We start from the raw sequence: 19,133 nt of genomic DNA on the forward strand, positions 1-19,133 counted from the left end.
GGGTACGACCGGCTAGTTGCTCCAATGGACATCGAACGTGCCGGCGTCGCCGTCGATGTCATAGTCGTTTCCGCGGATGCTGAGGATCAGGCCGGAGGAATTTCCGTTCTCCGGGTTGAGCACGTCGACGCTAAACGTGTCACCACCGCCCTTCGCCGGCCCGAATGCGGCGCCCTTGGGCCAGACCCCGCGGTAGTACAGCCCGCCCGCCTTGTCGCAGATGACGATATACGCCTTGGGATCACTGTCAGACTTAGCCGCGAAGACCATGTTCTCACCGTACTGGCAGCGGGCACCAGGCTGGCCGGACCAACCGCTGGCTGCAAGTCCCGCCGGACGATCGTCCGAGTCCTGCGACTGGGTGCGGGTGGAGGTCTTCTTCGCAGGAGAAGAACGAGTCGTCGGCGGCTGCGGGGACGGGTTCTGCACAGCGCTCTCTGCCGGAGGCGTCGGACCGGAAGCCTCAGTGCTCGGAGACTGTGAAGCAGCGCCCTGCGCCGCGGAGCTGCCGGCGTTCTCGGGAGCGGAGTTCGGGGTAAAGCTCTTCGCCACGGCAGCGCCGCTATCAGCGCCGCCCGGCTGGTTCTGGCTGGCGGAGCGGACGTCGTTCCAGATGACCACGCCGGCAATGACAAGCGCGAGAAGGATGGCTATGGCGCACACGACCGGGACGAGGCTGCGTTGACGGGGTTGATGGGCCTGATTCGCTGGATTGGGTACAGGAGCTGCCGACGCCGGCGTGGGGGTAGGCGGCGTTGGCGTTGATGGCTCGGAGAAAGGGTTAGTACCAAATCCTGGGGTGGTCATAGAATCCTTGGAAATCAGTGTGAGAACAACACGTAGCATAACGGGTGTTGCCCGCGGGGCTGGAACCGCGGGGGATTACCCTCCATTCGGGGGAAGAGGGACCGGGGGATCCTTGTCACACGCTGCGCTTATGGTGCAATGGTGCAGTGACTAATTCCTATTTCGCCACTTGGCTGACCCAACACAAGCGCTGCACAGACGTGTATGAGCTGGGGCAAGGCGGTATGGGACAGGTCTTTCACGCCACCGAGCCGGACTTGGCGCGCGAGGACGCCGTGAAGTTTCTGCTGGAAGGCGTTGGCGATGAGGCAGCGACCGCCCGGTTCAACAATGAGATGCGAGCGCTGACCAAGATTGGGCAGCACCCCGGAGTGGTGAAGCTCTATTCCAGGGACACCACGCCGCGCGGCGATGCGGCAATGTTCATGGAGTACGTCGATGGCGGAACCCTGGCCCAGGCCATCCGGAACCGCGCCGAGACGCGCACTGGTTTCTCGGTGGCAGAAGTGGTCTACTACCTTCGGCCCATTGCCGCGGCGCTGGACTACATGCACCATGAGCTGAGCCCGGGGTGGGTCCACCGCGACCTCAAACCGGCCAACGTGCTGTTGCGTCGCAACCCCGGCTCCTTGGCGCCGGCGGTGCTCAGTGACTTCGGCATCAGTATCCAAGAGGGCCAATCGCGCATGACCAAGATCGGCCACATCGTGGGCACCGAGAAGTATGCCGCCCCGGAAAACAACGGCCAAGCGTATGGCGACGACGACTTATCGGCACGGGCGGACGACTATTCCTTGGCGCTCATCGCGTTTGAGATGCTTACGCTGCATCATCTCAAGGACACGATGCCGCGCAGCGAGTGGTGGGGAACGCGGCGCGTGCCGGACCTGACCAGCGATGCCTTTGCAGCGTTCCTCGAGCCGGGGACTGCTCGCGTTGCCGGGCAGGTGCACCAGGTGATGGACAAAGCCCTCGATAGCGTGCCTATGCGGCGTTTTCCCAAGGCGATGGACTTCATCGACGCGCTGGAGCGCAGCGCTCAGGTGGGGAGCGGTGAGGCGTCGGCAAGCGCGGCTGCTGCAGCGCATGCGCCGGCCCCGCAGTTCCAGTACGCCGCGAATCCGTTTCACCTCAACTCCGCGCAGCGCCCTGCCTACCACCCACAGAATGTTCAGTACGACGGCGCGGTAACACCGTCTGCGAATGCTGTGTCCTTTGCCGCCTCGCCCGGTGCCCAGAGCAGTCCCGCAAAGAAGGACAGTACCAACGCGCTGATCATCGCCATCACCGTCGTGGTCATCATCCTCATCGCGTTGGTGACGTGGGCCATAGTGGCGTAGGAGCGGCATAGACCGCACCGAGCGCTGGCCTAGCGCGGCGGAGAATGTTGCAGCCGCTACACTGTGTGTAGTTTCCGGTATGGCCTTTCGCCATGCCTGTCGCGCAATTCGGAGGTGTCCCGCACATGAGCCAGCACGAATCCCGTCCCCAGCCAGGGCAGCACACAGGGCCGAGGCTGCGCATTGATGACCTGATTGGTGGCGTGCGGGTCATTGCTCCGGGGGAGGAACTCGTCGTCGGGCGTGCCGGCGACTTCCGCGTTGGCGAGGACGACCTGTCACTGCACCGCCGCCTTTTCCATCTCTGGTACAGCGGCCAGGGCTGGATGATCACTAACATGGGGCGCCACATTCCGCTGCGCATTGACCTGCGCGGGGTCAGCGGGTTTTCCCGCATCGACCTAGGCCCGCGCGCGGTAGCTGCTGTGCCGCCGGGGCCATCGCGCATCACGTTCGAGACCCCCGAATGCCCCTATGAGCTTTACCTCGACGTCGAAAACGCCCACAACGCCCGCCGCACCCAGCGCACGTATGAATTCGATGAGGATGAGCGCACCCGCACCCGCCACGTCCCCAACGACGAGCAGGAGGAGCTGTTGCGCCAGCTAGCCAGCTACCTGCGCAAGCCCGGCGCCACCGACGCGGACATTCCTTCTGTCCGGGAGGTCGCCGAGGCCCTGGGCTGGACGGAGAAGAAGACGAACCAGAAGATGGATCGCTTGGTCGAAAGCCTCAAGGCCGATGGGGAGAAGGTGTACAAGCCTTATAAGACCTACCTCGCGCACTACGCGCTGCAGCGACTGCGCTAGGACTTCTTCGGCGCCTTCTTCCGCGCCGCGGCGGCCGCGGCGGCGGAGGAGATGGAATCATTGCGATTCTTGAGCAGCTCCAGCGTCTTCGTCTCCGCATCGGCAGGAGGGGTAGAGCCGAGGACGGCCAGGGCGGCGTCCGCCAACATGGCGGATTGCTCAGGCACCCGCTGCGAGGCATCGAACGGGGCGGTGCCATCGTTGGGGCGCATCTCGATCACGGAGAGCGCGATGTGGAACGGCAGCTCAATGCGCGGGTCTTCCGCGCCGACGATGCCGGCGGCGGCGGAACGGAAGTGCTCCCTTAGCTTGTCGCGCTGCGCGTGGAACTCACCAAACTCCGGGGAATTAGCTACCGGGAGCTGGTACAAGCGGCCGACGTTCCACGCTGAGGTAAGCAGCAGGCGGGACTCTGCGGCCACGAGTGACCACAGGCGCTGGGCGGAATCCGCATCGGAGGCGGCAAGCTCTTCTGCCAGCTCCAGGGAGGGCTCAATCGTGGCGTTGAGCAGCGTGAGGAAGATGTCCGTCTTCGAGGGGAAGTGGTAATACAGGGAGGCCTGGCGGATACCTACAGCGTCCGCGATCTGGTGCGTGGAAGTGGTAGCAAAACCCTGGGTGGTAAAAAGCTCCGAGGATGCGTCCAGGATCTCCTCACGCGCGGTGTTTCCGCGGCGGCGCGGACTGTTCTTGCGCGGCCTACCTACCGTACCTGCCATGCGGCGAACTCCCTTCGACGAGGATCAGACAACAACTATTTTCAACTCCGCTATCGTACTCCGCGGGGTGCAAAGAATTTAATTCGGTCCCGTACGCACTCCTAGTTGCTACCGACCACACTACCGTGCCGGGTCACAATCGATTCGACAGCAGCGGAGACGGTACGGCACGCCGAGCCGTAGGCGGTGCGATCCAGCGGAGCCAGGTCCGCCAGGGTGACGCTGTGCTTGTCGACGCCATCGTGCCACCGCCCCAGCTCGAGTGCCACACCTGTGCCCCACGCCAGCGTAAGGCCCTCGGCTTCACCGGTAGTGAGCAGCTCGCGCTCTACGCCGATGGCCAGGCGGTCCGGGGTGGGGAGGGGCGCCGGCGCAGCCCACCGCGCGAGAGCAGCCACCGGTGCCAGCAGTGACGGGCGCACCGCGACCTGTGCGGTGCGGTCCGGTAGACAATCGACCAACTGGAGCGGGGCCGGGCGCTTGGCCAGGGCGTCCGCATAGAGCTCGTCCTCGCCACCAGTACCCAGCGGGAGCCCCGCGTCGGCGCGCGTGGCGGCAGTCTCCTCGACGGCCGCGCAGCGCAGCCCGGCGTCAGTAATCACGCTTAACAGCTGCTCGTCGTGGCCTAGCCACGTGATGCGCATGGAAGGCAACAGGTCGCCGCGGGCGGCCGGGCCGGTGAGGCGGACAGGGCTAGACAACCCTGGCGAGCGCACCACGTCCGTGACAATCCTTGAGAACCACGCGGCCAACTCCACACCGTCAGCGCGGTGCTCGGTGGCGTTGCGGATAAGTGACTGGGCCTCCTCCAGTACTCCCCGCGCGTGGGCAGGGGAGTGGCAGCGGGCGGCTAGCTCGCTTAAGTCAGTCAGTGACTTGTGCAGCGACATGAAAGTGGTGCCCCTTCTATCGAGCGGATCAATCTAGCACTGGATGTTAGCTGGCCAGAACAGATTTGCTGGTGTGAAAACGACAACCGCCGCCTTGCCTCCACGGTGAGCGGAGGAAGGCGGCGGTTGGGAAGCTCTTTTGTCCTGTCCTAGTGAGTCACGAGTACAGCGGCAAAAGTGCGCTGTTGAAACCAGCTAGTGTTTAGCGGGACGTGAACGGCAGGAGAGCCATTTCGCGAGCGTTCTTGACGGCAGTAGCAACCTGGCGCTGCTGCTGCGGGGTCAGACCGGTGACGCGACGGGAGCGGATCTTGCCACGATCGGAGATGAAAAGACGCAGGGTCTTCACCTCCTTGTAGTCGACCTTCTCAATGCCTTCGGCCTTGAGCGGGTTCTTCTTCGGGCGGCGGGTCTGCTCCATACGGAACTTCTTGTGGTTATTACGCTTGACAGCCATTGTGTGGTTACCCCTTTACCAGCTGGACTTGCGAACGCCCGGCAGCTCACCACGGTGAGCCATGCCGCGCATACGGACACGGGACAGGCCGAACTTGCGGAGGTAACCGCGCGGGCGGCCATCAGCTGCATCGCGGTTACGGACGCGGACGCGGGCGGCGTCGCGCGGCTGACGGTTCAGCTCGAACTGCGCGTCGAGGCGCTCGTCGTCCGGCGTGTTCGGGTTCTTGATGATTGCCTTGAGCTCAGCGCGACGCTCCGCGTAGCGGGCGACGATTTCCTTGCGCTGCTCGTTCTTGGCGATCTTAGACTTCTTAGCCATAAATTATCGCTCCTCGCGGAATTCGACGTGCTTGCGGACAATCGGATCGAACTTCTTCAGAGTGATGCGATCCGGGTTGTTGCGCTTGTTCTTACGGGTCACATAGGTGTAGCCGGTGCCCGCAGTGGACTTCAGTTTGATGATTGGACGGATGTCATTACGTGCCATCTTTAGATCTTCTCCCCACGTGCGCGAATCTTGGCCACAACGGACTCGATGCCGTCACGGTCGATGATCTTCATGCCCTTGGTGGAAACATTCAGGGTGATGGTACGGCCCTCAGAGGGCAGGTAGTACCGACGACGCTGCACGTTGGGGTTCCAACGGCGCGAGGTGCGGCGGTGCGAGTGCGAGACCTGCTTGCCGAATTCCGGCTTGCGGCCCGTTACCTGGCAAATAGCCGACATGGGTCTTCTTTCTCCTAGCCGCCCACATCGAAAGCGACTAACGGAGTGCCTATATCCGCGGTGAGGCGCGGCGCTCTAAAAAGTGAGGTTGAGCAGGAGGCATATATCCGTTGAACACCAGTTGATGGGGCGTAAAACGATTACTTTGACAACAGCAAGGGGAAATCTTACATGCCAGCTGGCGCAGAACCTAATCGCTGCCTCGCATCCCCCGAGTCGGCGCGATAAAGGGATAGGGAAGCGGTTGCGGGACGGGGATTTAGCTTTTTAGCCGTAGACCTGTAGGATATCTCAAGTTGTCGGCTTAAGCCGCACAGTTTGTAAGCATTGAGACCCAACTCGGGCACGATCCACACCCAAGGCGTGTGGAACCGACCCGAAGTTCAACCCTGAGGGAATCGACATATGAAGAAAGATATCCACCCGGATTACCACCCGGTGGTCTTCAAGGACGCCGGTACCGGCCACTCCTTCCTGACCAAGTCCACCGCCACCTCCGAGCGCACCGTTGAGTGGGAAGACGGCAACGAGTACCCGCTCATCGTCGTCGACGTGACCGCTGAGTCCCACCCGTTCTGGACCGGTGCACAGCGCGTCATGGATACCGCCGGCCGCGTTGAGAAGTTCAACCAGCGCTTCGGCGCAATGGCCCGCCGCAAGAAGAAGAACGCGTAAGGAGGATAGGAAAAGATGGCAACTCCTAAGTTTAAGAAGTCCCGCGCGAACACCCACTCTCGCCGTTCCCAGTGGAAGGCAGACAACGCTGCCCTCCAGGAAGTCACCATCGACGGCCAGACCGTGCGCATCCCGCGCCGCCTGGTCAAGGCTGCCAAGCTCGGCCTCGTCGACGTGGAGCAGTTCTAAGCCCATTGTGCCCGCTGTGGCTTAACGCGGCTTAACGCTTTCATACAGAGCGCAACCCCGGAATCGTCCCGTGTAATGGCGGACTTTCCGGGGTTGTTGTCGTTTTATACTTATGTATTTTCCTAAAAGTGCTTCGTGAATACAGTGGTAGTGCCGTGAGGGGGGAATTTAAGGGGGCAAAATCTTACGTGAAACTTCGTGAAAATGCCCTGAATAAGCCATAATTGACACCATGAAGATTCTAGTCGTGGATGACGAGCAAGCTGTACGCGAATCCCTCCGCCGATCCCTCAAGTTCAATGGCTACGACGTCGCGCTAGCTGCTGATGGTGTCCAAGCGGTCGAGGCCGTACACAGTGACAACCCAGAGCTGCTCATCCTCGACGTGATGATGCCCAACATGGACGGCCTCGAAGTGTGCCGTACCTTGCGCAGCGAGGGATGGGACCGTCCCATCCTCGTCCTCACCGCGCGCGATGGAGTCTCGGACCGCGTGGCCGGCTTGGACGCCGGTGCGGATGACTACCTGCCCAAGCCCTTTGCGCTCGAGGAGCTGCTCGCTCGCGTGCGCTCCCTCGTCCGGCGTGCCGCTGCTGATTCCATCGGCGCCAAGCCTCCGGCAGAGACCCAGCTGAGCTTCGAGGACCTCAAGCTCGACGCCGATACGCGTGAGGTTACCCGCGGTACCCGCCAGATTTCCTTGACGCGTACCGAGTTTGCCCTGCTGCACCTGCTGATGGAGAACCCACGCAAGGTGCTGTCCCGCAACACCATCCTCGAGGAGGTGTGGGGCTACGATTTCCCCACCTCGGGCAACGCCCTCGAGGTGTACATCGGTTACCTGCGTAAGAAGACCGAGGAAGACGGCGAGTCTCGCCTCATTCACACCGTGCGTGGCGTGGGCTACGTGCTGAGGGAGGCCACCGCGTGATTTTGCGAAGGCCCGTGCCTGGCGCGGTGCCTTCTGAAGCCGAGGATGCGGCCCCCGGGCTCGCCCTCTCTTCCCGCCGCCGCGGGTTTGCTTCACGGGCGCCGTTGCGCTGGCGCTTGTCCTTAGTCACGGGCGCCGTCGTGGCGATTTCCGTGGCGCTTATGACGCTGGTGACCTATTGGTTGGTTGCTGCGTCCATGACAGCGAGCGTGGACAAGCAGATGGAACAACAGGCCGATCTGCTGATTCACCAGGCGCAGGATCCAGTGTTCATGCAGAACATTGATCAGGAGATCGCGTCCTTCAAGCTGTATAACCCTTCCACGCGGGTTTCTATCTCCCCGCCGGAAGGAATGTTCACCTACGGTGACGCGCTGCCGGTGGGCGGAGACTTCAAGCGTGACGGTGACACCACCGAGACCTCGATCCGCACGGTGAGCGGCGAGCGCGTGGTGGCCAAGCGCCAGGACGGCGGGGCCGTGGTGGTCCTGGCCAAAGGGCTTTCCTCCACGGAAGACCTGATTTCTGCGGTGGGTTCCGTGCTGCTGATTATCGTGGCCTTCGGCGTGCTGCTCGCCATCTTCGCCGGCATGGTGGTGTCCAAGACAGGTATGCAGCCCATCGCCCGCCTGAAGCGCGCGGCGGACTACGTGACCCAGACCAACGACCTGCGCCCCATCGAGGTGGAGAACAACGACGAGATGGCGCAGCTGACCGTCTCCTTCAACCGTATGCTCTCTGCCTTGCAGCACGCGCGCGTGCAGCAGTCGCAGTTCGTCGCGGACGCCGGCCACGAGCTGAAAACGCCGCTGACGTCGATGCGCACGAACATTGAGCTGCTCATGATGCTCAACAAGTCTGGCGGCGGTTTCGGCATTAGCGCCGAGGACCGGCACGATCTTGAGGAAGACGTGATGGCGCAGATGTCTGAGCTGTCTACCCTCATCGGTGACCTCGTTGACTTGGCACGCGAAGATGCCACGGAGAAGGAACCGGAGCCGGTGGAACTCCACGAGGTGCTGGAGAATTCCCTCAACCGCGCCCGGCGGCGCCGCCCGGACGTGGACTTCCGCGTGCGGTTTATTCCGTGGGAGTTGGACGGCGATCCGTTTGCGCTGGGCCGCGCCACGCTGAATCTTATGGATAACGCGGCGAAGTGGTCTCCGTCGACTGGCACGGTGCGTGTGTCCATGCGCCAGGTGGCCCCCGACAAGGTGTGCCTGCGCGTGGATGATTCTGGTCCGGGCATCGCTCCGGAGGAGCGCGAGAAAGTCTTCGAGCGCTTCTACCGTTCTGCGGAGGCTCGCTCGATGCCGGGCTCTGGCCTGGGCTTGGCCATTGTTAAGGCGGTGGTGGAGCGCCACAACGGTGTCATCACCATCAAGGAATCGGCCGACGGCGGTACCCGCATGGAGGTTATCCTGCCAGGCAAGCCGGGCGAGGGTGAGGCCATGGTTGACGGGTTGGAGGAACAGCCCAATGATTTCGATAACTATGAGCAAAAGGACCGCGGAGCCATCTTCGCCGAGCGGTGGTTCAACCAGGGTTAAGCAGGCGGCGTGACGCGTGTGCTTGGCGACGTTAAGCTGGCTAACACCCCAGGTCACTCCATACAGGAAACGTTCAGCTTTTCCTAGCACACTTGCAGTGGAGTAACAGACGCGCGTCAGCACGATGGTGCAGACTAAGAGGCATGAACATGAGGAACTCGAACATGGATAACCCGCAGGGCAACGGCGCACACAACGCAGCTCGCAATGAAGCTCAGAATGCGGCCCACAATACAGCTGGGAACTCTGTGGGACACAACGGTGCCACCTCGTCGAATGGATGGAACCAACCGCGCTCCGACACCAGCGCAGGTCAGTCACACAGCCAGCAGGCTGGTCAGGTGCCTTACGCAGGGCACACCCCCTATTCCGGCCAGCAGCCGTACGCCGGCCAGGTGCCGGGTAACCAGGGGCGCGCCACCGGCTTCGGTGGCCAGCCGGTACCCGGCCAGCACACCCAGGGGCAGCAGACGCGGGAAATTCCGGCGTATGCAGGGCAGCCCTACACCGGGCCTCACGGTGCGCAGGGCCTGCAGGCCCGGATTGCGGAGGAGCCCAAGAAGAAGCGCTCCGTAGGACTGGGCACTGCCTTCATGATGCTGGTTGGTGCCGTCGCTGCCGGTGGTGTCACAGGTGCCGTCGTGGGGGCTGCGACCAACGACAATGATTCCACGGCCACGGTCAACGAGGTCCTGCAGAATCAGCCGGTGGCCAACAGCACGGGCAAGGAACCGGCGGATGGCTCGGTCGAGGCAGTGGCGGCAAAGGTGCTGCCTGCAGTGGTGTCCATCTATAACCTCAACCCCAGCGGTGGGGCAGAGGGCTCTGGCTCTGTCATTTCGCCCGACGGCTACGTGCTGACTAACCACCACGTGGTCGCCGGTGCGGACCACGGCGGCCACCTTGAGGTGACCATGAACGATGGCTCCCGCCACACCGCCACGTTTGTGGCCTCCGATGCCACGACAGACGTTGCCGTGATCAAGATCGAGGACGTGAAGGATCTGCCGTACCTGCAGTTTGGTGACTCCGACGCTGCGACGGTGGGACAGCAGGTCGTCGCCGTGGGCTCCCCGCTGGGCCTGAACGCGACGGTGACCTCCGGTATCGTCTCGGCGAAGAACCGCCCAGTGCGCGCCTCCCAGGAGGGAGGCGAGTCCTCGCTGATCGACGCTATCCAGACCGACGCCGCGGTCAACCCCGGTAACTCGGGTGGCCCGCTGGTGGATATGGACGGCAACATCGTGGGCATGAACTCGATGATTGCGTCGCTGGCAAGCAGCGTGAGTGGTGAAGGCGGCTCCATTGGCTTGGGCTTTGCCATCCCCTCCAACTTTGCCAAGCGCATGGCCGATGAGCTCATCAACAACGGTGAGGTCAAGCATCCCACCTTGGGCGTGAAGGTGCGCGCGCAGAGCGACGTCTACGGCGCGCAAATCGTGGAGGTCGAACCCGATAGCCCGGCGGACAAGGCAGGACTGAAGTCCGGAGACGTGGTCACCCGCGTTAACGATCGCCTCATCGAGAGCTCGGACTCCCTCATCGCGGCCACCCGTTCCCAGGAGTTCGGCGCGAAGGTCACGCTGGAGGTCAAGCGCGAGGATAGCGATGAGACTCGTCAGGTAGAGGTAACGCTGGCAAGCGAGTAAGTTAACAGTCAGCCGGCGGTGTCGCGTACACCGCACTAAGGGGCGCCCTGTGGGGCGCCCACTCAATTCAGAGAGCACGACACAGGCACCGACACCTTCCACCCACTAAGGAGACCTCCCGTGGCAGAGAACAACGACGCGACCAAGCTGCTGGGGCGTGATGCCTCGCACGAGCTGGATAACGTCACCGAGCCCGATGATGCATTTCTCATTGCGAGCGAGCAGGAGCAAAGCGTTCAAGCGCCGCGCCGCGCGCTGGTTGTTATCGTGACGGACCATCCGGATGACTCTGCGCAGGATACTTCCCGCCTGGCGGGTGAGCTGCTCACAGAGGCGGACTTTACTGTCGACGGTGCTGTCATTGTGAAGTCGAAGAAGTCCAAGATTCGCCAGGCCATCGAGACCGGCGTGGTCGGCGGCGTCGATCTTGTCCTCACCATTGGCGGTACCGGAGTGGGCCCGCGAGATAAGACCCCGGAGGCCACGCGGGCAGTGCTGGATCAGATGGTTCCGGGAGTGGCGCAGGCGCTGCGCTCTTCCGGGCAGGCCTGCGGCGCGGTCGATGCGTGCACGTCGCGCGGCATCTCGGGCGTTTCCGGCTCCACGGTGATCGTCAACGTGGCGTCGTCGCGTGCAGCCGTGCGCGATGGCATGGCCACGCTGACCCCGCTGGTTCATCACCTCGTCGATCAGCTGCAGAAGACCAGCGTCTAATGCCGCAGGAACACCGTCCGGGGCGGGGGCCGCGACAGCGCCGCCGCGCTACCCGGACCTCCACCGCGGAGAACTACGACCGCAGCTTCGACACCCCCACGGGCCCAGGTGCTGCGGGAGTATTCGCCGGGCAAGGTCGTAGCGGGGATGACGAGATGCGCTCCGTCGTCTTTGACGACGCCGACGTGGCGTCAGCTGCCGCGGCGGGCGAGGACGACCCGACCGGGGAGGCCTTTTACCGCGAAAATATTCCTCCGCACTTCGGAACGACGCAGTAGCGTCTCTCCAATAGCGTCATTACAAACGCCACTAAGCGTCACCATAGGAAAAGCCGCATGTCCCACGTGGGGAGCATGCGGCTTGTTATATATGCAGTGCCGGCGGGGGCTTACTTCGCGGTCGGCGGGGTGGTGCCGGTTCCGGTGGAGCCAGCCTCAGTGCTGCTGGTGCTGGTGCCGGTGCCGGCGGTGGTGCCGTTCTGAGCTGCGAGCAGGTCACGGATGTCGGACAGCAGCTGCTCGGTGGTCGGCGCCGGCTCCTCTGGGTCCACACCTTGGCGGCGCTTGGCGCGCTCGGTCAGCGCGTTGATCGGGGCAACGATGCCGAAGTACACAACGGCAGCGATGATCAGGAAGTTGATGGCGGCGGTGATGACTGCGCCGAAGTCTAGGAAGGTGTCCGGGCTATCGGTGATAGCGAAGCCTAGGCGGCCCACGTCGGCCGAGCCTACAGAGTTAATCAGCGGCCGAATGAGGTGGTCGGTCACTGCGGTGACGATGGCGGTGAATGCGGAACCGATGATGACAGCGACGGCCAGCTCGATGACGTTGCCGCGCATGATGAAGTCTTTAAAGCCCTTGAGCATAGGTATCCCTTTTCTGACTAGGTGAAAACTCGTGAAAGTGGTGAAAACACTGTGGAGACGAACCGCGCGGGGGCGCTGCTGCGCAGGCCGCGATAAGGGAGCCGTGCTGCACCCAGAATCCGTGCGGTCAGCACATAGAGTAGTACGCACAAGTTGGCGTCACCAACATGTGCCGAGCGTGCGGGCTAGCCAGAGGCGCGGTCGCCGACGATGACGACGGTAAGAGGTCGGGCCAGGGAAGCCGCCGCCACTGTCTCTGCTGCCTGCGCAGGTAACGCTACGAGCAGTGTGGTGCGCCGGCCGCTGTCCTCTGCCGCACCTACCGACACCACGCGCGCTCCAGTAGCGATGGTGGAAGCTGCTGCATCGAAGACCGCGCCGTTAGCGTCAACGTCAGTCACCGGAGCAGGCGCGGGGCCGGGGCCGGCGTCGCCGGCGACGATGTTGACGGTATCTCCATGGTGTAGGTTGCCGGCGATCTCCGGCTCCGCCAGTGTGATGGGGATAAGGTGTGCTTCCTCCATCCCAAAGTTGGCGACCAAGTCGGCGCTGAGCAATCGCGTGGTGGTGAGGATTTCTCCGGCCCCGGCGGAGGCCACGAGCACGCGGCCGACGGCTTGTTCGGGATCGCTGCCCAGGGCCGTGGCGGGCAGTGCGGAGGAGGGGATGCGGGCCACGGAGACGTCGCCCAGCACCAGCTCTTGCCCCGCCGCCACGTCGCGCGCCAGCACCACCGTGCGGGGCTGCTCCTGGGCGGCCGTCACCGCGCTGATCGCTGCAGCCAGCAACAAGAGTAAAGCCACCATGCGCCGCACAAGGACGCTGCGCCGGTGGCCCGGGGTGCGCAGGACGGAAAGCAGGTTCATGTCCTTCTTAGACTGCACCCAGGGCGACACGGTTCCCGGCCCGCAGCGATTGGACTTTAGAACCAGCGCAATTCCTGCTCCGTGAGGACGCCGTCCACGGGCCGGTCGTGGTCATCGAAGGGGACCGCACGCACCTCGGAGGAGTGCACGAGGGCGACTACCGGTGGGCATCCCGCCGGCAGGGGGTCAAGCGCACGATCGTAGTAACCCGCGCCCTTGCCTAGGCGCATGCCGCTGCTGCTGACGGCGAGGGCGGGGGCGAGGATGAGGTCGAGCTCTGCCAGAAGTGCGCTGGGGTGGCGTTCTCCGACCGGTTCCGCAATGCCCAGCGCACCGGGCACCATGTTCTCGGCGCCGGTATACCGCGTCCACGTTAGCTCCCCTGCGTCACCGGAAAGGGGCAGGTAGACCTCGCTGCACAGGGCGGCGACGGTGTCGACAAACTGCGGACCGCCGGGCTCGCTGCCCAAAGGAGAATAGGCGGCCACCCGCATGCTCGGGGTGAGGAGCTCGCGCACTCCCTGGCACCACGCCGCATTGTCGGCGGCGCGCTGCTCCGGGCTGCGGCTGCGGCGGGCGCTGGTTAACTCTTTCCTTACAGCGTCCTTGGCGGAAGTTGTCATGGATATAAATCATAGATGCACCGCGTAGCGCACCGCAGGAGTGCGGAGGCCGCATTGTAGACTGGCCTTTATGGCTATTGCACACGAGGATTCCCAATCCGGAATCACTACGGTTGTTGTCCCCGCTGCTGGCTTGGGTACCCGTTTCCTGCCAGCCACCAAAACCGTGCCGAAAGAACTGCTCCCCGTTGTGGACACGCCGGGTATTGAGCTCATTGCGGAAGAGGCCGCATCTGTGGGCGCTCGGCGCCTAGCAGTCATCACCGCCCCGAATAAGCAGGAAGTGATGCGCCACTTCGAGGCCTTCCCGGAGCTGGTGGAAACCCTGGATGCGCGTGGCAAAGACGAGCAGGTGGCAAAGGTCAAGCGCGCCGGGCAGCTCATTCACCCCATTTCCGTGCCGCAGGAAAAGCCGTTGGGCTTGGGCCACGCTGTGGGCCTGGCGGAATCCGTGCTGGAGGAGGACGAGGAGTTCTTCGCCGTTATGCTGCCGGATGACATTGTGCTTCCCGCTACGGTGATGGGGGAGATGGCACGCGTGCGCGCCGCACTGGGCGGCAGCGTGCTCTGCGCCTTTGAGGTCTCCCGCGAGGAGACTTTCAACTACGGCGTCTTTGACGTGGAGGACACCAATGTTCCGTGCGTGAAGAAGGTCGTGGGCATGGTGGAGAAGCCGGATCCGGAGGATGCGCCGTCGAACCTCGTGGCCACGGGACGCTACCTGCTGGACCGCAAGATTTTTGACGCGCTGGGCCGCATCAAGCCCGGCAAGGGCGGGGAGCTGCAGCTTACCGATGCCATCGAGTTGCTCATCCAGGAGGGCCACCCGGTGCACGTGGTGGTTCACCAGGGCAAGCGTCACGACCTGGGTAACCCGGGCGGCTACATCCCGGCCAATGTGGACTTTGGCCTGCACGATAAAACGTATGGTCCGGCGCTGTACAAGGCGCTCAAGCACATTTTGAGTGAGTATGAGGCAGAGAAGGGCCTGACGGACAGCTAGACTCGAGGGAAGATTTCCACGCTCCGATAAATCCCAGAAGAAAGGGCAGGCGGTTCATGCGTTCGGTCGATGACCAGCTGGCGTTCATTCTTGATGCGGCGGTGACTCCGGAACCCGTGCGCATCGCAATTGCGAACGCGCTGGGGCTCAAGTGCGCCGAGGAAGTGCAGGCCAACCAGCCGCTGCCGGGATTTCCCCAAGCGGCCATTGATGGCTACGCGGTGCGTGCCGTGGACGTGGGCGGCGAGAAAGCATTGAAGGCGCGTCCCCGGCCAGCCGGTGATGCCGACGATGCCACTGCAGAGCAGGAATCGGCAGAAGTCGAGCGTTCCCTTCCAGTGGTGGGCGAGGTTCCAGCAGGTTCCCGTCAGCCGCTGCGCCTGCAGCCCAAGCAGGCGGTGCGTGTGTACACCGGGGCGCCGCTGCCGACGCTTGCCGACGCCGTCTTGCCCCTCGAATGGTCCGACCGCGGACGCAAGCGCGTCACCTCGCACCGTCCGGTGCGCTCGGGTGACTTCGTCCGCCGCGTGGGCGACGACATTCAGCCGGGCGATGTGGCGGTGTCGTCCGGAACAATCCTGGGGCCTGCACAAATTGGCCTGCTCGCCGCCGTGGGCCGCTCCAAGGTGCTGGCCTATCCGCGCCCGCGCGTGACCATTGTCTCCTACGGCAAGGAGCTCGTGGACATTGACCGGGAGCCGGGATTGGGGCAGGTCTTTGACGTGAACTCCTATTCCTTGGCTGCCGCGGCGAAGGAGGCCGGCGCGGATGTGCACCGCGTGGGTATTGCCGCCGGCGAGCCGCGCCGCGTGCGCGAGGCGTTGGAGACCTACCTGTCCCGCAGCGAAGTCCTCGTCATCTCCGGCGCGGTAGGCGGCGCCGGCGCTGAGGAGTTGCGCGCTGTCCTCGATGAGCTGGGAGATGTTGATACGTCCCGCGTGGCCATGCACCCGGGTTCTGTCCAGGGCTTTGGCTTGCTGGGGGAGGAGCGTATCCCCACCTTCTTGCTGCCCTCGAATCCGGTGTCCGCGCTGGTCATCTTCGAGGTGTTTGTGCGGCCGCTTATCCGCGTGTCTTTGGGCAAGCGTAAGGGGCAGCGCCGCGTCGTGCGCGCCCGCGTGCTCAACCACATGGAGTCTCGTCCCGGGCGCCGCGGGTTTATCCGTGCCCGCTTGATGCGGGATGCGGAGACCGCCGACTATTTGGTGGAGGGCCTCGGCGGCGCAGCCGGTGCGCCGGCCCACTTGCTCGCCGGCCTGGCGGAGGCAAACGCCATGATCCGGATCCCGGAGGACGTAACTGAGATCCGCCCCGGTGACGTGGTTGACGTCCTGTTCTTGACCCAGCGCACCTAGGGCTATGCTCGATCCTTTTGGTACCGCCGCAGGGCGGATGGCGCACCCTGCCGTGGGGGAGGTGAATCCGGATCACCCGGGTTGGCCGGAGGCGACGCCGGCGGTGCGGCTGAGCCCCTCCGACGTTTTCCCGCGCGGTGCCCAGGTGCGCCTGCGCCCACTGATGCGCCGTGATGGCGAGGCGTGGCGCACCCAGCGGCGCGCCGACCGTGACTTTCTCAAGCCCGTGGAGCCTACCTTGCCGACCTCCTGGGAGGAGGCGCATAACCAGACCGCCTGGTGGAATCACCTCATGTACCTGCGGGAATCTGCCCGCGCCGGCACGGTAGTGCCCCTCGTTATTGAGGTGCAGGGCCGCTTTGCTGGGCAGCTAACCCTGGGAAATATCCAGCACGGCGGTGTCAGCGAATGCTGGGTGGGCTACTGGGTGCATTCCGCAGTCCACGGCGCCGGTGTGGCCACCGCTGCGTGCGCCCTAGGCGTTGACCATGCCTTCCACCGAGTGGGTCTGCACCGAGTGACGGCAACCTACCTGCCCGATAACCCGGCCTCCGGCAAGGTGCTGCACAGCAACGGCTTCCGGGATGAAGGGTTTCTGCGGCGCAACCTTCACATCGACGGCGCCTGGCGGGATCATTACTTCTTGGCTCTTAACCGCGAAGATTTTGCGTCCGGGGCGGTGGAGCGCCTGCGCGCCGCAGGGCGCGTGGACTAACCTTCGACCGACTCCACTCCGAGGTCGAATCAGCCCCCAGCGCGTCCGCGCGCTTGAGGGCTACTACCTCTGCTTTCACATGAGTCACAACCTTGTAATTTTCGGCCTGGTTGGCCCCATGCCGGCCCCGCGGAGCGATAGGGTGGTGGACGAGCTTTAGCTATATTCCGCCCCTTTTTCCCTTCGTCGACACTTGTGAAAGTGGGAATCCCTCTCATGATGACTACCGTCCCCATCATCCTCGTCATCGTCGTGTGGCTGTTCATCCTGGCTCCGATGCTGCTGCGTTCTCAGCGCCCGATGAGCCACACCGGTGAAGCCTTCGAGGAGACCCGCGTTCTCTTTGAGGGCGATTCGGGAGAGGTAGCTGGTCGCCGCAAGCCACGCCTGGGCAAGGGCGATGTGCGCGCGCGGAGCAACCGCGCGGCGGAGGCGGAGGAGAACTACGAGCTCGTCTCCGCAGATGAGGTGGACAGCGATGCCGCGAAGGCGGCCCGAAATTCCGACGGGGCCCAGGCGGGTGCCGAGGAGACCATCGAGGGCGAGCTGGTGACGAGTGGTGATGTCGACACCACCAACACCACCAACGATGCTGACGGCGCAGACGGCGCAGCCGGCGCGGATAGCAAATCCTCGGGGGCGGAGAAGAGCCGCACCGTGGGGGCACCTCAAGCAGAGCGCGTGAAGCCCATCGCGGCAGCCACGGCACATGACGCCGCTGATGACGCGGACGACGAGGACGAGGATGACCTCATTGTTGATGACGAGCCCACGCAGCTTGTCGACGGCGCGGATGCGGAAACTGCCGATTCTGCGGCGGCGGGTGATGTCGACGCCGTCGACGCGGAGGTGTTCACCATCCCGGCTGGTGCCACCGTGGCGGAGGACGCCTACGATCTCGACGACTCTTACACCTCCCCGGTCGATTTGATGTACCCGGGTGCAGTGGACGCGGAAGAGGAGAAGGCCGGCGCCGAGAACGAGGCCGACGACGCTGCCGCTTCGACTGCGGAAGGCTCCGCGGTACCGGTGAGCGCTGATAGCGCGGACGAGGACTCCACGCGCGATGTCGATAGCGCGGAGAACACCGAGCTTTCTGCGGAAGAGGTTGCTTTCGCGCAGCGCCGCTTGGGCCGCGGTGGCTGGGATCCGGTCAAGGAGAAGGAGGCGTCTGCTACCCGGTACCAGCGCCGCCAGCGCACCCTGATCGGTCTCGCGGTGGCTGTGGTGGCCACTGTGGCCCTGGGCATCGTCGTCGGTGGCTGGACCTGGTGGTTGGCCGCCATCGCGGGTGTTATCACCGTGGTCTACCTGGTTGCCTTGCGCGCACAGGTGCGCCGCGAGCAGGAGTTGCTGCGCCAGCGCGTCTATCACCTGCGCCGCGCCCGTCTGGGCGTGCGTCACGCGGACAACCCGGCGGAGACTCTGCCTCGTAACCTGCGCCGCCCGGGTGCCCTGGTGCTGGAGATCGACGATGAAAGCCCGGACTTCGACTACCTGCCCGTGCACGACGGCGATGACACCGACGGCGGCTTCGACGGGCCGCATGCCTCCTCGCGCCAGCGCCGCGATGACCTCGCAGCACGCCGCGTGGGCTAGTTCTCCCAGACCCCGGAGCAGCCGCGCCGGTGTGAGCCCACCAGGTGCGTATCGATCATGCCAATGGCTTCCATGAGGGAGAAGCACGTCACCGGCCCGACGAACTTGAAGCCGGCCTTCTTTAGCGCCTTGGACATGTCCACGGCCTCATCCGTGTACTTGGGAATGTCCTCGAGTTTTTCCGGCGCAAGTGTCTGCTCCGGCAGGAAGCTCCAAATAAACTCGTCCAACCCGCCCTCTTCGCGCAACGCAACGGTGGCCCGCGCGTTGGCGAGCGTGGCGGTGATCTTGAGCCGGTTGCGGATGATATCCGGGTTGGCCATGAGCCGTTCTACTTCCTCCTCCCCAAAGCTGGCGACGAGGTCGGCGTCAAAGCCGGCAAACGCCGCGCGGAAAGCCTCACGCTTGCGCAACACCGTGGCCCAGCTCAGCCCGGACTGGAATCCCTCGAGGCAGATGCGCTCCAGGAGCGCGGACTCTTCGTGGACAGGCATGCCCCACTCGGTGTCGTAGTACTCCTGCATCAGGGGTGAGGTCACCGCCCAAGCGGGCCGCCCGCGTCCCTCGGCGTCAAAGACCAATCCGGTCTCGTCGCTCATCTGTGTCTCCTCTCTGTGGTGCGGTGAGTCTGGTGTTGCATTGACGTGGT

The 19,133-nt window shown here is 63.9% G+C and carries 24 protein-coding genes; 13 read left to right on the forward strand and 11 right to left on the reverse strand.

All coding sequences use genetic code 11. The features are described from left to right. Positions 1–12: 12 nt before the first annotated feature. A complete protein-coding gene (locus ACKFR8_RS00445; RefSeq protein ID WP_296133640.1) occupies positions 13–807 on the reverse strand; it encodes a hypothetical protein in 795 nt (264 codons plus the stop codon). A 146-nt stretch (positions 808–953) separates the two neighbouring features. On the opposite strand from ACKFR8_RS00445, the gene ACKFR8_RS00450 reads away from it, so the two are divergent. Further along, a complete protein-coding gene (locus tag ACKFR8_RS00450; protein ID WP_408930283.1) occupies positions 954–2,147 on the forward strand; it encodes a serine/threonine-protein kinase in 1,194 nt (397 codons plus the stop codon). 125 nt (positions 2,148–2,272) lie between these two features. After that, positions 2,273–2,956: a DNA-binding response regulator gene (locus tag ACKFR8_RS00455; RefSeq protein WP_408930284.1), complete on the forward strand. Its 684-nt coding sequence runs from the start codon at positions 2,273–2,275 to the stop codon at positions 2,954–2,956. Here ACKFR8_RS00455 and ACKFR8_RS00460 read toward each other — a convergent pair. The 6 genes from ACKFR8_RS00460 to rpmB all read right to left on the reverse strand — a co-directional run bounded on the left by ACKFR8_RS00460 (position 2,953) and on the right by rpmB (position 5,750). After that, positions 2,953–3,675, reverse strand: coding sequence for a TetR/AcrR family transcriptional regulator (locus ACKFR8_RS00460; protein WP_408930285.1), 723 nt, complete (start codon positions 3,673–3,675; stop codon positions 2,953–2,955). The genes ACKFR8_RS00455 and ACKFR8_RS00460 overlap by 4 nt on opposite strands. Before the next feature lie 101 nt (positions 3,676–3,776). Further along, a complete protein-coding gene (locus ACKFR8_RS00465) occupies positions 3,777–4,565 on the reverse strand; it encodes a hypothetical protein (RefSeq protein ID WP_408930286.1) in 789 nt (262 codons plus the stop codon). Between the two features lie 202 nt (positions 4,566–4,767). Then, a complete protein-coding gene (gene rpsR / locus ACKFR8_RS00470) occupies positions 4,768–5,022 on the reverse strand; it encodes a 30S ribosomal protein S18 (RefSeq protein WP_296133631.1) in 255 nt (84 codons plus the stop codon). A gap of 15 nt (positions 5,023–5,037) precedes the next feature. Next, the gene (gene rpsN, locus ACKFR8_RS00475) at positions 5,038–5,343 is read right to left on the reverse strand and encodes a 30S ribosomal protein S14 (protein WP_408930287.1); all 306 of its coding nucleotides are present in this window, start codon (positions 5,341–5,343) and stop codon (positions 5,038–5,040) included. 3 nt (positions 5,344–5,346) lie between these two features. Next, positions 5,347–5,511: a 50S ribosomal protein L33 gene (gene rpmG / locus ACKFR8_RS00480; RefSeq protein ID WP_010187624.1), complete on the reverse strand. Its 165-nt coding sequence runs from the start codon at positions 5,509–5,511 to the stop codon at positions 5,347–5,349. 2 nt (positions 5,512–5,513) lie between these two features. Continuing rightward, positions 5,514–5,750: a 50S ribosomal protein L28 gene (rpmB, locus tag ACKFR8_RS00485; RefSeq protein ID WP_005279911.1), complete on the reverse strand. Its 237-nt coding sequence runs from the start codon at positions 5,748–5,750 to the stop codon at positions 5,514–5,516. A gap of 405 nt (positions 5,751–6,155) precedes the next feature. On the opposite strand from rpmB, the gene ACKFR8_RS00490 reads away from it, so the two are divergent. From ACKFR8_RS00490 to ACKFR8_RS00520, 7 genes are all read left to right on the forward strand, one after another. Next, positions 6,156–6,425 carry a type B 50S ribosomal protein L31 gene (locus ACKFR8_RS00490; protein ID WP_070520710.1) on the forward strand — a complete coding sequence of 90 codons (270 nt, stop codon included), beginning with the start codon at positions 6,156–6,158 and terminating at the stop codon, positions 6,423–6,425. A 15-nt stretch (positions 6,426–6,440) separates the two neighbouring features. Next, complete coding sequence (gene rpmF, locus ACKFR8_RS00495) at positions 6,441–6,614, forward strand: 50S ribosomal protein L32 (RefSeq protein ID WP_296132105.1); 174 nt, start codon at positions 6,441–6,443, stop codon at positions 6,612–6,614. A gap of 232 nt (positions 6,615–6,846) precedes the next feature. Then, positions 6,847–7,545: a response regulator transcription factor gene (locus ACKFR8_RS00500; protein WP_296132102.1), complete on the forward strand. Its 699-nt coding sequence runs from the start codon at positions 6,847–6,849 to the stop codon at positions 7,543–7,545. Beyond that, positions 7,542–9,095: a HAMP domain-containing sensor histidine kinase gene (locus ACKFR8_RS00505; protein WP_408930288.1), complete on the forward strand. Its 1,554-nt coding sequence runs from the start codon at positions 7,542–7,544 to the stop codon at positions 9,093–9,095. The genes ACKFR8_RS00500 and ACKFR8_RS00505 overlap by 4 nt, the downstream gene beginning before the upstream one ends. 143 nt (positions 9,096–9,238) lie before the next feature. Beyond that, the gene (locus tag ACKFR8_RS00510) at positions 9,239–10,744 is read left to right on the forward strand and encodes a S1C family serine protease (RefSeq protein WP_408930289.1); all 1,506 of its coding nucleotides are present in this window, start codon (positions 9,239–9,241) and stop codon (positions 10,742–10,744) included. 120 nt (positions 10,745–10,864) lie between these two features. After that, positions 10,865–11,458, forward strand: coding sequence for a MogA/MoaB family molybdenum cofactor biosynthesis protein (locus ACKFR8_RS00515; RefSeq protein ID WP_296132091.1), 594 nt, complete (start codon positions 10,865–10,867; stop codon positions 11,456–11,458). Continuing rightward, positions 11,458–11,736, forward strand: a complete 279-nt coding sequence (locus ACKFR8_RS00520) for a hypothetical protein (protein ID WP_296132088.1) — start codon at positions 11,458–11,460, stop codon at positions 11,734–11,736. Before ACKFR8_RS00515 ends, ACKFR8_RS00520 begins: the two co-directional genes overlap by 1 nt. 110 nt (positions 11,737–11,846) lie before the next feature. Here ACKFR8_RS00520 and mscL read toward each other — a convergent pair whose 3' ends face one another. The 3 genes from mscL to ACKFR8_RS00535 form a co-directional block, all read right to left on the reverse strand. After that, positions 11,847–12,323 carry a large-conductance mechanosensitive channel protein MscL gene (gene mscL / locus ACKFR8_RS00525; RefSeq protein ID WP_306507671.1) on the reverse strand — a complete coding sequence of 159 codons (477 nt, stop codon included), beginning with the start codon at positions 12,321–12,323 and terminating at the stop codon, positions 11,847–11,849. A gap of 185 nt (positions 12,324–12,508) precedes the next feature. After that, positions 12,509–13,189, reverse strand: a complete 681-nt coding sequence (locus tag ACKFR8_RS00530) for an SAF domain-containing protein (RefSeq protein ID WP_296132082.1) — start codon at positions 13,187–13,189, stop codon at positions 12,509–12,511. A gap of 56 nt (positions 13,190–13,245) precedes the next feature. Then, positions 13,246–13,812 (reverse strand): 5-formyltetrahydrofolate cyclo-ligase, encoded by a 567-nt coding sequence (locus ACKFR8_RS00535; RefSeq protein ID WP_296132079.1) that lies wholly within the window; start codon positions 13,810–13,812, stop codon positions 13,246–13,248. A gap of 70 nt (positions 13,813–13,882) precedes the next feature. Here ACKFR8_RS00535 and ACKFR8_RS00540 point away from each other — a divergent pair, with 70 nt between their 5' ends. The 4 genes from ACKFR8_RS00540 (at position 13,883) to glpR (ending at position 18,484) form a co-directional block, all read left to right on the forward strand. Then, entirely contained in the window at positions 13,883–14,815 is a 933-nt protein-coding gene (locus ACKFR8_RS00540; RefSeq protein WP_408930290.1) for a UTP--glucose-1-phosphate uridylyltransferase, read from the forward strand. 56 nt (positions 14,816–14,871) lie between these two features. Continuing rightward, positions 14,872–16,170: a molybdotransferase-like divisome protein Glp gene (gene glp / locus ACKFR8_RS00545; RefSeq protein WP_296132073.1), complete on the forward strand. Its 1,299-nt coding sequence runs from the start codon at positions 14,872–14,874 to the stop codon at positions 16,168–16,170. 4 nt (positions 16,171–16,174) lie between these two features. Beyond that, positions 16,175–16,885: a GNAT family N-acetyltransferase gene (locus tag ACKFR8_RS00550; protein WP_408930291.1), complete on the forward strand. Its 711-nt coding sequence runs from the start codon at positions 16,175–16,177 to the stop codon at positions 16,883–16,885. A gap of 216 nt (positions 16,886–17,101) precedes the next feature. Beyond that, positions 17,102–18,484, forward strand: coding sequence for a divisome protein SepX/GlpR (gene glpR / locus ACKFR8_RS00555; RefSeq protein ID WP_408930292.1), 1,383 nt, complete (start codon positions 17,102–17,104; stop codon positions 18,482–18,484). On the opposite strand, the gene ACKFR8_RS00560 is transcribed toward glpR, so the two are convergent. Next, complete coding sequence (locus tag ACKFR8_RS00560; RefSeq protein WP_296132065.1) at positions 18,481–19,083, reverse strand: DNA-3-methyladenine glycosylase I; 603 nt, start codon at positions 19,081–19,083, stop codon at positions 18,481–18,483. The two genes, glpR and ACKFR8_RS00560, sit on opposite strands and share 4 nt — an antisense overlap. Between the last annotated feature and the right edge of the window lie 50 nt (positions 19,084–19,133).

Origin of the sequence: Corynebacterium axilliensis, assembly GCF_046097495.1 — a bacterium.
In the GTDB taxonomy this organism is placed as follows: domain Bacteria; phylum Actinomycetota; class Actinomycetes; order Mycobacteriales; family Mycobacteriaceae; genus Corynebacterium.